12 protein-coding genes and 1 pseudogene are annotated in these 10,497 nt (G+C 58.7%); all 13 read left to right on the top strand.

All coding sequences use genetic code 11. The annotated features are described in order from the left end of the window. Nucleotides 1–321, top strand: a 321-nt coding sequence (locus JaAD80_RS19530; protein ID WP_102296485.1) for a hypothetical protein, incomplete at its 5' end; no start/stop codon positions are given. Continuing rightward, nucleotides 321–881 (top strand): glycoside hydrolase family 108 protein, encoded by a 561-nt coding sequence (locus JaAD80_RS19525; protein ID WP_102296483.1) that lies wholly within the window; start codon nt 321–323, stop codon nt 879–881. The genes JaAD80_RS19530 and JaAD80_RS19525, both read left to right, overlap by 1 nt. Next, nucleotides 878–1,390, top strand: a complete 513-nt coding sequence (locus JaAD80_RS19520; protein ID WP_102296482.1) for a lysis system i-spanin subunit Rz — start codon at nt 878–880, stop codon at nt 1,388–1,390. Before JaAD80_RS19525 ends, JaAD80_RS19520 begins: the two co-directional genes overlap by 4 nt. Further along, nucleotides 1,374–1,862 carry a phage tail protein gene (locus JaAD80_RS19515; RefSeq protein ID WP_102296480.1) on the top strand — a complete coding sequence of 163 codons (489 nt, stop codon included), beginning with the start codon at nt 1,374–1,376 and terminating at the stop codon, nt 1,860–1,862. The genes JaAD80_RS19520 and JaAD80_RS19515 overlap by 17 nt, the downstream gene beginning before the upstream one ends. Continuing rightward, a complete protein-coding gene (locus tag JaAD80_RS19510; protein ID WP_102296488.1) occupies nt 1,859–2,326 on the top strand; it encodes a phage virion morphogenesis protein in 468 nt (155 codons plus the stop codon). The genes JaAD80_RS19515 and JaAD80_RS19510 overlap by 4 nt, the downstream gene beginning before the upstream one ends. A gap of 344 nt (nt 2,327–2,670) precedes the next feature. After that, on the top strand, nt 2,671–5,409 hold the full coding sequence (locus tag JaAD80_RS19505) for an AAA family ATPase (protein WP_102296478.1): 2,739 nt from the start codon (nt 2,671–2,673) through the stop codon (nt 5,407–5,409). Between the two features lie 183 nt (nt 5,410–5,592). Continuing rightward, a pseudogene (locus JaAD80_RS19495) lies at nt 5,593–6,754 on the top strand (IS3 family transposase). Nucleotides 6,755–6,943: 189 nt separating this feature from the next. Then, the gene (locus JaAD80_RS30405; RefSeq protein WP_146012435.1) at nt 6,944–7,609 is read left to right on the top strand and encodes a hypothetical protein; all 666 of its coding nucleotides are present in this window, start codon (nt 6,944–6,946) and stop codon (nt 7,607–7,609) included. Nucleotides 7,610–7,708: 99 nt separating this feature from the next. Continuing rightward, nucleotides 7,709–8,407: a phage baseplate assembly protein V gene (locus JaAD80_RS19490; protein WP_258003093.1), complete on the top strand. Its 699-nt coding sequence runs from the start codon at nt 7,709–7,711 to the stop codon at nt 8,405–8,407. Continuing rightward, entirely contained in the window at nt 8,404–8,748 is a 345-nt protein-coding gene (locus JaAD80_RS19485) for a GPW/gp25 family protein (protein WP_102296475.1), read from the top strand. The genes JaAD80_RS19490 and JaAD80_RS19485 overlap by 4 nt, the downstream gene beginning before the upstream one ends. Then, nucleotides 8,745–9,656: a baseplate J/gp47 family protein gene (locus JaAD80_RS19480; RefSeq protein WP_102296474.1), complete on the top strand. Its 912-nt coding sequence runs from the start codon at nt 8,745–8,747 to the stop codon at nt 9,654–9,656. The genes JaAD80_RS19485 and JaAD80_RS19480 overlap by 4 nt, the downstream gene beginning before the upstream one ends. After that, the gene (locus JaAD80_RS19475) at nt 9,649–10,269 is read left to right on the top strand and encodes a phage tail protein I (protein WP_180979488.1); all 621 of its coding nucleotides are present in this window, start codon (nt 9,649–9,651) and stop codon (nt 10,267–10,269) included. Before JaAD80_RS19480 ends, JaAD80_RS19475 begins: the two co-directional genes overlap by 8 nt. Then, nucleotides 10,266–10,497, top strand: a 232-nt coding sequence (locus tag JaAD80_RS19470) for a phage tail protein (RefSeq protein ID WP_180979487.1), incomplete at its 3' end; no start/stop codon positions are given. The genes JaAD80_RS19475 and JaAD80_RS19470, both read left to right, overlap by 4 nt.

The following is a 10,497-nucleotide window of genomic DNA, read 5'->3' as shown; positions in this document are numbered from 1 at the left end:
TTCAAGGCGGCGCTGGGCATGGTCGGTGCGGCCATGCTGTACATCGTGCTGCCGCCCTTGAACAGCGATGGCACCTTCAACAAGGGCGAATTCGTCGCCCGCCTGGCCTGCGCTGGCGTGTTCTCGTGCCTGCTGGGCGGCACCGTGTACCAGCTGCTGTGCGCCCAGCTCCCGGCCATCGGGGCCATGGTCAACGCCTCCGCCATCGACCTGATCGTCGGCGCGCCCGGCTGGTGGGTATCGCGCGCCGTGGCCCTGTGGTTCCAGCGCCGCAGCGACAAGGACATCGCCGAGCTGGTCAAAGACGCGAAGGAGCATTGATGGCCACCACCGACAACCCTTTGATCGCGCGCGTGATCGACGCCATCCTGCGCGCCGAAGGCGGCTATGTGAACGACCCGCAAGACAAGGGTGGTGAAACCAATTACGGCATCACCGTGGCCGTGGCGCGCGCGAACGGCTATCAAGGCCCGATGCGCGATCTGTCCGTGGCCGTGGCGCGCGCCATCTACACGGCCCGCTACATCACGGAACCGAAGTTCGACCGGGTGCTGGCCCTGCATGCCGGCATCGGCGCCGAACTGATCGACACGGGCGTGAACATGGGACCGCACCGCGCGGCTGAATTCCTGCAGCGCTGGCTGAACGGTTTCAATGACACGGGCCCCCGCTATTCCGCCCTGTTCGTCGACGGCCGCTTGGGCACGCAGTCGCTGGGCGCGCTGGCGGCCTTCCTCAAATGGCGCGGCCAGGATGGCGCCGCCGTGCTGCTGCGCGCCCTGAACGGCCTGCAGGCGGCACGCTACCTGGAAATCACCGAGGCAAACAAGAGCCAGCGCCGTTTCCTGTTCGGCTGGATCAAGGAACGGGTGGCCATGTGACCGCGACCACCTGGCGCCCACTGGCCGTCGTTCTCCTGTGCGGCGCCATCGCAGGCTGGACGGCGCAGGGCTGGCGCAAGGACGCCAGCATTGCAGACCTGCAGCGGGCGGCAGCCGCCCAAAAAAGCACCGCCGCCACCGCGCTGGCCCAGGCCACCGCCCGCGTGCTCACCTTGGAGCGCGCCACCGGCGCCGCCCTGGCGCAGCGCGCCGACCACCTTACCCAGGAACAAACCCATGCGAAAACTGAACGCGAACGTTTTAACGATGACGTGCGCAGCGGCGCTGTGCGGCTGTCAATCCCCGTTGCCAGCGGCCAGTGCGCCGCAACTGCAGATACCGCCGCTACCGCAGGCCATTGGCACGAAGCGCGTGCCAAACTTGAGCCAGCGACTGCGGCAGCTCTTGACGCCATTGCCGGCGACGGCGACGACGCCACCCGCCAGCTGAACGCCTGCATCGACGCCTACAACCTAGTACGAGACACCTACCATGTACAAACCGAATAGCCTGCGCCAGCACCTCGCCGCCGCCATCCCCGACCTGCAGCGCGACCCCGACCGCCTGCTGGTCTTCGCCGACGAAGGCAACGTCGTGGCGTCGGCCACCGCCTCCCTCTCCTTCGAATACCGCTTCAAGCTCAACCTAATCGTCACCGACTACGCAGGCGACGCCGACGCCATCATGGTGGCCCTGATTGCCTGGCTGAAAGTCCACCAGCTCGACCTGATGGCCAACGAGGAAACGCGCAAGCACGGGATCGCTTTCGAAGTCGATTTTAACAACCATGAAACGGTCGATATTTCCATCAAGCTGGACTTGACCGAGCGCGTGGCCGTCAAGACCGGCGAGGGGGGCCGCCTGGACATCAAGCACCTGGCCGAGATACAGCACATGCCAGCCTACGCCGACGAGTTCTGGAAGCTGTATGACGGCGACACCCTGCTGGCTGAATGGCGCACGCCCGAGGCGACAGCATGAGTGACGACCTGCACGCGCTGGAAGCTTGGGCCGGCGCCCTGCTGGCCAAGCTGCAACCGGCTCAGCGCCGCGCCATCAATCACAAGGTGGCCATCGACCTGCGCCGCAGCCAAGCGCAACGCATCAAGGCGCAGCAGGGGCCGGATGGCGCCGCCTACCCGGCGCGCAAGCGGCGCAAGGAATTCAAGGGGAAGAACGGGCGGATCAAGCGGCAGAAGGCGGCCATGTTCGCCAAGATCCGCACCGCCAAGCACCTGAAAGTAAAGGCGACCGGCGACCAGATCGAGGTCGGGTTCTTTGGCTGGGTGGCGCGCGTGGCGCATGTGCATCAGTTTGGCCGGCAAGACCGCTTGTCGAAAAAAGGGCCGCTGTTCAAGTACCCGGAGCGGCCGCTGTTAGGCTTGAGTGAACCGGATCGGACGCTGATACGCGAATCACTGCTGCGTCACATGCAAAAAAACTAAGATGCTTCAATGCAAACTTTAACTGACATTAGTTGTCAAATGGGTTAGAGTCACATGGATGACACCCATCGGCTGAGAACCCCCGATTTCTTTACTGCGCCAAAGGTCAATTCAAAACTGAAACTGATTGTCGAAGCGATTGTGGATGGAAATATCACCATAGCGATTTGCCAGAGAGTACCTCGTGTGTACTTGAATGTGAAAGTCCATTAGGGAATACAGTCAAGTTGAAATACTTCACACGGATGACCCACCTCTGCTACCACTATAGAGATTGCGTCAATTTTGCAGGGAAATATAGAGACGTTAAGTTTTGACGGAATTACGACTACGGGGAAGACAAAATGAGCTCAGCACGATATGACTATCAGCAGTTCCTCAATTGGCTACATCGACCGGAACGCAGCGTATCGGAAGATGCTCGGCGCTTAGCTAACTTGGTCGAGGCCAATTTCGACCGAATGGCTGCAAGCTCGCGCAGTAAAAGCCAACGGTCTATAGTGCTTGCCGCAATCGCAAAGGACAGTTTGCACGCCACGAGCTTTGAGCTCCCTGCAGTCACGGGGACAGTCCAGAGCGGCGCTTGGGCTTGGACTAGGCTGCACAGTTTGACCGTCGGCCCCTTTAGGGGCTTCCGAGTGCCCGAGACCTTCGACTTCCCACAGCGAATCACTATGTTTTACGGCCCAAATGGCAGCGGCAAGACGAGCCTCTGCGAGGCCCTTGAGTTGGCGTTGGTGGGTTCAGTAGACGAAGCTTCTTCCAAGCGTATTCCGCCGCAACGTTATTTCGCAAATCTCCATGAGAACCGTTTCGAAACCCCAGCGCTGGATGCTGTCGACGCACAGGGTCAAATTACAGCCGTAAGAGCAGATTCGGATGCATATCGGTTCTGCTTCATCGAAAAGAATCGCATCGACAATTTCTCACGCATCGCGGCAAAGACTAGCGGCGAGAAAAAAGATTTAATCGCGTCGCTGTTCGGCATGGAGCAATTCCATGACTTTGTCGCCAATTTCAACGAATCTTTGGACGGCCAGCTGAACCTTGTTGCGACTCGGCAGCAAGAACTTACAACTCGGCGTGCCGCACTCCAGCACGACCAATTAACCGTGGATGGCGAGGCCCAGGCAGTCCAAGCCATCACTAGCGAGGAAGAAACCTACGCTGGTGCTTTCACTGTCGGTCTGCCGTATTCTCAGCTTCTCGACCTTATTGGTAGCGATCAGAAACCGGGGCGCCAGCAAGAGCTCGCTGCGCAACTGGACGGCCCGGCACCCAGCTTATATAGCGTCAGTAGTGCAAAGCTGGTTGCTGCATACCAAGCGGTGGAAGCCGAACAGAAGCGGCTCGATGATGTCAATGCGAGACTCTCCACGAAGACTGCCGAAACCTCGTTCCAAAGCCTGTACAACGCAGTGCTAGGACTGCAAGCCAAAATTCCTGACAAATGCCCCGCATGTGAAACACCGCTCGCAGGAGACTATCGGGCCGCACGCGACCCATACGTCCAAGCTCACCAAGGGCTGGCCAAGCTCAAAGACCTCGCCGCCCTCCAGACGGAGATAGGTAACGTTCAAAGGGAGTGGGAGGTTGCATCCCGTAACCTGGAGTCGCTCATATCCAACTTTGCTCAACGCGTCGGCGCTGATGGCCTTAGCCAAGACGAGCGACTCTGCTATCTCTCGGCGCCTGGAGTGGATCATAGCAAAGCATGGTGGCGCGCGAGTCTTGAGCAACCTCAAGGAGCCAAGTCAATGGCGCAGAAGATCGTTGATTTGGCTTCCCAATGTGAAGGAATCGATTTACAGACCAACTCAGCGTTAGCAAACCGCGCTCAACTGGCCCAAGAACGCGCAAAACTTGTGCTGGCTGGCCAAGCCGTCGCCGGCTTCCTGGTGAAGCGCGTTGAATTGGCAAGGCAAGTTGCCACGGCTAGACAGGCCATCGCAAACTTTGACCATGCGAACGCTCAACTCATCGAGGCAGTTAGCCAAGAAGCCGAACTAATGGCCCGGGATCACCGCATCAAGGTGACCTACGACGAGTTCCTGCCACTGCTAAGGCAGTTTCGGTCGGAGCTGCCGGGCACACTCATCGCAGGACTCAATACCACGGCTCTAGGCATCTACAATGAATTCAACCGACGCGACCTCGATGGGGACAAACTTGCGGCACTTCGCCTTCCTACCAGCGAGGACGGCCGGATCGAGCTTTCCTTCCGTGCCGCGCCTCAGGCGAACGTAGACGCACTACACATTCTCAGCGAGGGGCATGTACGTTGTCTCGGCGTCGCCATCCTGCTCGCCAAGGCACTGGACGTGCGAACGCCTACCATAATTTTTGACGACGCAATCAACGCAATAGACACGGAACACCGCGAGGGCATCCGCGAGACGGTCTTTCAAAGCGACCGCTTCGCGAATACTCAGATCATCGTAACGTGCCACAGCAGCGAGTTTATTAAAGACTTGCAAAACCACATCGGCGACGGACAATGGACTGCCTACTATTTAATGCCTCATGCCGGCGATAACCGACCGCGCGTGAAAGGTAACGAGCACACCATGAATTACTTAGCACAGGCTCGTACAGCTTTGGACATTGGAGATTGGCGCAACGCCCTCGGTGCAGCAAGGCAAAGCCTTGAAATGCTTACGGATAGGGTGTGGAACTGGTTGGGCAAACACGAACTGGGCCAACTAAGCCTACCGTTGGCTAAGCGCGGTGCAGAGCCGGCGTTACGGAACCTCTGCGAAGCGTTGAAGAAGCGACTCGATGACGCGCGTACATTTGTACATCAGGACAAAGCCGCCCTTGTGACAGGACTTGGCGCTGTTCTTGGTATACCAGCCCCCTCTAATGTATGGCTATACCTAAACAAAGGAATCCACGAAGAGGCAAATCGGGACGACTACGATCCGCACCTTGTCCGTACTATTGTGGAGAACCTTGAGGCGTTAAATCAGCTTAAACTTCGGTCGATGACAGTTGCCATGGCGGCTGCCGCTCAAGCCGCAGTAGAAGAGGTAGTTTCTACAGGCTCCACTCCCACGAAGGATCGAAAACAGTTACCACCGTAATAGTGGTAACTGCTGAACGTCAGCGGCGGATGTCCATGGGCTTTGTAGGAAAGGTCGCGCGCATAGCGCGGGTACACCAGGAAGGGCTGACGGATAAGGTATATAAGCGAGGGTCCGAATGTAGTGGTTTAATGTACCCGGACACCAATTTAGGCGAGAATGCTCGCCATGGAGAGGTGTTTGATGAGCAAGCAAAGACGTACATTTTCCCCTGAGTTCAAACAGCAGGCAGCATGCTTAGTATTGGATCAGGATACAGCCACGTGGAGGCCAGTCGGTCGATCGGCGTCGGAGAATCGCTAATGCGCCGGTGGGTTCAGCAGCTTCAATTGGAGCGACAAGGCGTCACGCCACAGGGCAAGGCGATCACACCGGATCAGCAGCGAATACAGGAACTAGAGGCGCGCATTGAACGTCTTGAGCGGGAGAAATCCATTTTAAAAAAGGCTACCGCGCTCTTGATGTCGGAAGGGATAGAACGTACCAGGTAATCGATCAGATTTGTGGTGACGAATCAATCGAGTTGATTTGCGCGGTGTTCGATGTCGCGCGGTCATGCCTGTATGCACATCGGGAGCGCGTGCGACACATTGATGTTGAGCGCGTGGTATTACGTAGCCGCGTCCACGAGCTGTTCGTTGAGAGCCGAAGTTCAGCGGGGAGCCGTAGCATCATGGACATGATGCGCGAGGAAGGCACGGCCATTGGCCGCTTCAAAGTTAGTCGCCTGATGGAGGAGTTGGGGCTGGTCTGCAAGCAACCTGGCAAGCACGCCTACAAGCAGGCCACGGTGGAGCGTGTCGACATTCCGAATCATCTCAACCGAGAGTTCACGGTGGTGGCGCCAAATCAGGTCTGGTGCGGCGATATCACCTATGTTTGGGCGCAGGGGCGATGGTATTACTTGGCTGTGGTGTTGGATCTGTTCGCTCGCCGAGCCGTGGGCTGGGCATTCTCACTACGGCCCGACGCCGACCTTGTTGTGCAAGCGCTGGAAATGGCCTACGAGCAGCGTGGTCGACCGCAGGGACTGCTGTTTCATTCAGATCAGGGCAGTCAGTACGCCAGCCGAAAATTCCGTCAGCGCTTGTGGCGCTACCGGATACGGCAGAGTATGAGCCGTCGGGGAAATTGTTGGGATAACTCACCTATGGAACGACTGTTCCGCAGCTTCAAAACGGAATGGCTGCCGTCAACAGGTTACATGACGGTACAAGAAGCACAACGGGACATCAGCCATTACCTGATGCACCGGTATAACTGGATACGGCCGCATCAGTTCAACCAGGGACTGGCACCGGCCGTCGTCGAAGAAAAACTTAACATAGTGTCCGGGATGGGTTGACCACTACAGAATAAACTTATCCGATGCGATCACTCTTGGGGTTAAATACAACGGACAGGTGGACGATACGAGAATCGTTGCTGCATCATATGAAAAATATCTAGATATCAAACTTGCCGAAATACATAATTGACACTTGTCAGCAAGGAACCGATACTGTTTCCCTTTAATAGGTTCCATGAAACAGCAATGAAAAACACAGTTCAGGTTAAAGAGATTGTAGAGCCAGAATCAGGAAAAATACACCGTTATTACTATAACGGAAAGCCCTGTAAGCGTGTAATGGTTGACACTAGGCTAAGCAAACAACTTGCAGGTTACGTGCTAATTGAGAAAGACTTACGAAGCGTCATTGTCTGGTTGAAAGAAATAGATTCTATCCGTGCGAGTGAGCCAAGCGTCAGCGGCAGTGTGCACGCGATAAATCGAAAGACATACAATGTTATAAAAGGTCTATTTGTTGCTGCTCTTACATTTTATGGCAAGTGCTTTACTAGATGCGAGGGAAGACCAGTAAAACTGGAAAGAAAACAAGTCGAGGAAAAATATCGCCTAAAGCATGATCAGCTACAAAACTACCGGAACAATTTCGCTGCTCACAGCGGAGCAACAGACATAGAAAATGTGAAGATCGCAGTCATCATTCCTAGACTAAAGAAGGGTTACGTTCATCCAGAAATTTATAGCGAACTAAATCAACCAGATTTTTTCGTAGCTAAAAGCGGGGAGGTAGACTTCATTGACGTAGTGGAAAATATGAGGGCTGTAGTTCTTAAAAAAATACAACTCCTTAATGAAAAAATAATGAAGGAAGAAATTTTGCCTCAAGGACTTGATCATTGGATGAAAAAATAATTCTTGCTGGGAAATGCCCTAGCGAGAGCTTTTGCTTCATTAGCTTTTCAGTGATATCAAATTCTCTAGTTATTAAGATGTATATCAACCCGCCCCCGCGTGCATCCGCACGCGGACTTCGGCAACATGCATTGCATGAACGCCGACCTGTCCGACCTCCTCCGCTTGCTGCAAAATCTGATCCGCCTGGGCACCATCGCCGAGGTCAAAGGGGCCAAGGCGCGCGTGCGGCTCGGGCCGACTCTCACCACGGAGTGGCTGAAATGGGCCACGCCACGCGCCGGCAGCACGCGCACCTGGTCGGCGCCCACCATCGGCGAACAGGTCATCGTCTTTTCCCCCGGCGGGGAACTGACGCGCGGCATCATCGTGCCGGCGCTGTACTCGCAGGCGTTTGACGCGCCCGAAACCAGCGACAGCATCCATACAACGCACTACCCCGACGGCGCCGTGGTGCAGTACGACCACGCTACCCACGCCCTGACGGCCACCCTGCCCGGCGGCACCGCCACCATCACCGCCGATAAGGTGACGTCGAATGCACCAAGCACCATTTGCACGGGCGACCTGACCGTCATGAAAAACCTGATCGTCTTGCAATCGACCACCGTCAACGGCGCCACCACCCTGAACGGCGGCGTGAACGCCAAAGCCGGCGCCGCTGGCGGCGTGGCCATGGCCGTGCAAGGGACAGTCAAAGCCAGCGAGGACGTGCTGGCCGGCGCCATCAGCCTGGCCAAGCACCCGCACGGCGGCGTCAGGGCGGGCGGCGACCAGTCGGGCGGGCCGCAAGCATGATGGGCATGCACGCCGCCACCGGGCGCAGCCTGACTGGCCTGGGCCATCTGCGCCAGTCCGTCACCGACATTCTCACCACGCCCATGGGTTCGCGCATCCGGCGCCGCCGCTATGGTTCCGAAGTGCCCGAGCTGATCGACCAGCCATTAAATAGCGCCACGCAGTTGCGCATCTACGCCGCCACCGCCTTTGCCCTGCGCCGCTGGGAACCGCGCCTGCAGCTCGCCGGCGTGCAGCTCACGCGCGACACGGACGGCGCCATCGCCCTGCTGCTCGATGGCACGGCCAATGGCCAGGCCATCACCATGGCCGTGCCCGTCAAGCAAGGGGGAACAGTATGAGCACGCCCATCGACCTGACCCAATTGCCGGCGCCCAGCGTGGTCGAGGTGCTGGACTTCGAAGCCATCCTCGCCACACGCAAAGCCCACCTGGTGAGCTTGCTGCCGGAAGCCGAGCGCGCCGCCGTCACGGCTTTGCTGGAGCTGGAATCGGAGCCGGCCACCAAGCTGCTGGAAGAGAACGCGTATCAGGAAACCATCTTGCGCAACCGCGTCAACGACGCCGGCAAGGCCGTCATGCTGGCGTTTGCGTTAGACGGCGACCTCGATCAGCTGGGCGCCAACGTCAACGTGGCGCGCCTGGTCATCACGCCGGCCAATCCCAACGCCCTGCCACCTGTGGCGGCCGTCATGGAAGACAACGACGCCTACCGCCTGCGCATCCAGGAAGCGCCGGACGGCCTGTCCGTGGCCGGCCCGAAAGCGTCGTATGAATTCCATGCGCGGAGTAGCGATGGCCGCGTCAAGGACGCAAGCGCCACCAGCCCGGAGCCGGCACACGTCACCGTCACGGTGCTGGCCAACAACGACACCGGCATCGCCGACGCCGCGCTGCTGGCCACCGTGGCGCGCGCACTCAACGCCGAGGACGTGCGCCCCCTGGGCGACCGCCTCACGGTGCAGGCCGCCCAGGTCATCGACTACCAGATCGAGGCCACCTTGTATATCGGCGTCGGCCCGGAAGTGCCGATTCTGCTGGATGCAGCGCGCGCCAACGCCATACGCGTGTCGCAGCCGCGCCGCCCGCTGGGCCACAGCATCTACCGCTCCGCCTGCAGCGCCGCCGTGCACGTCGAGGGCGTGCGCAAGGTCGAGCTAGCCAGCCCGGCGTTTGATATCGAGCTGGACGCCACCCAGGCCGCGCGCTGCACTGGTATCAACTTGAACGTGGTGGTGCTCGATGAATAGCATCGTGCCGACCCTGCCGCCCAACACCACGGCGCTGGAACGCGCCATTGCCGTGGCATGCGCCGAGCTGGTCAACGTGCCCGTACCGCTGCGCGACCTGTGGAACGCCGACCGCTGCCCCATCAATCTGCTGCCGTTCCTGGCCTGGGCCTGGTCCGTCGACCGCTGGGATGACGCCTGGCCCGAGTCGATCAAGCGCGGCACGATCAAGGCGTCCTATTTCATCCACAAGCACAAGGGCACGATTGCCGCCGTGCGCCGCGTGGTGGAGTCCCTGGGCTATCTGATCCGCATCACCGAATGGTGGCAGACCACGCCGCCGGGCGTGCCGGGCACTTTCCGCCTTGACGTGGGCGTGCTGGACACGGGCATCACGGATGCGATGTTTCAGGAAATGGAACGCCTGATCGCTGACGCCAAGCCCGTCAGCCGGCATTTGACGGGCCTGGCGCTGTATCTGGAAACGCGTGGCCAGATGCAGATCGGCCTGGCCACCTACCACGGCGATGCGATGACGGTTTATCCGTGGATCGCCGAAGAAATCGAAGTGCGCGGCACGCTATTGCAGGCCGGTGCATCCCACACCACTGACACGATGACCATCTATCCATGAGCACATACTTTGCCATTCTGACGCAGGTGGGCGAGGCCAAGCTGGCCAACGCCATCGCCCTGGGCCAAACCCTGAAACTGAAAAAAATGGGCGTGGGCGACGGTAACGGCGCCCTTCCAACTCCCGACCGCACGCAAAAGGCGCTGGTGCGCGAGACGCGCCGGGCCGACCTGAACCAACTGGCCATCGATCCGGCCAACGCCAGCCAGATCATCGTCGAGCAAGTCT

This window comes from Janthinobacterium sp. AD80 (assembly GCF_002878455.1).
Taxonomy (GTDB): Bacteria; Pseudomonadota; Gammaproteobacteria; order Burkholderiales; family Burkholderiaceae_D; genus Janthinobacterium.
The sequence above is the reverse complement of the archived record's forward strand: the minus strand, read 5'-3'. Positions and strand labels throughout refer to the sequence as shown.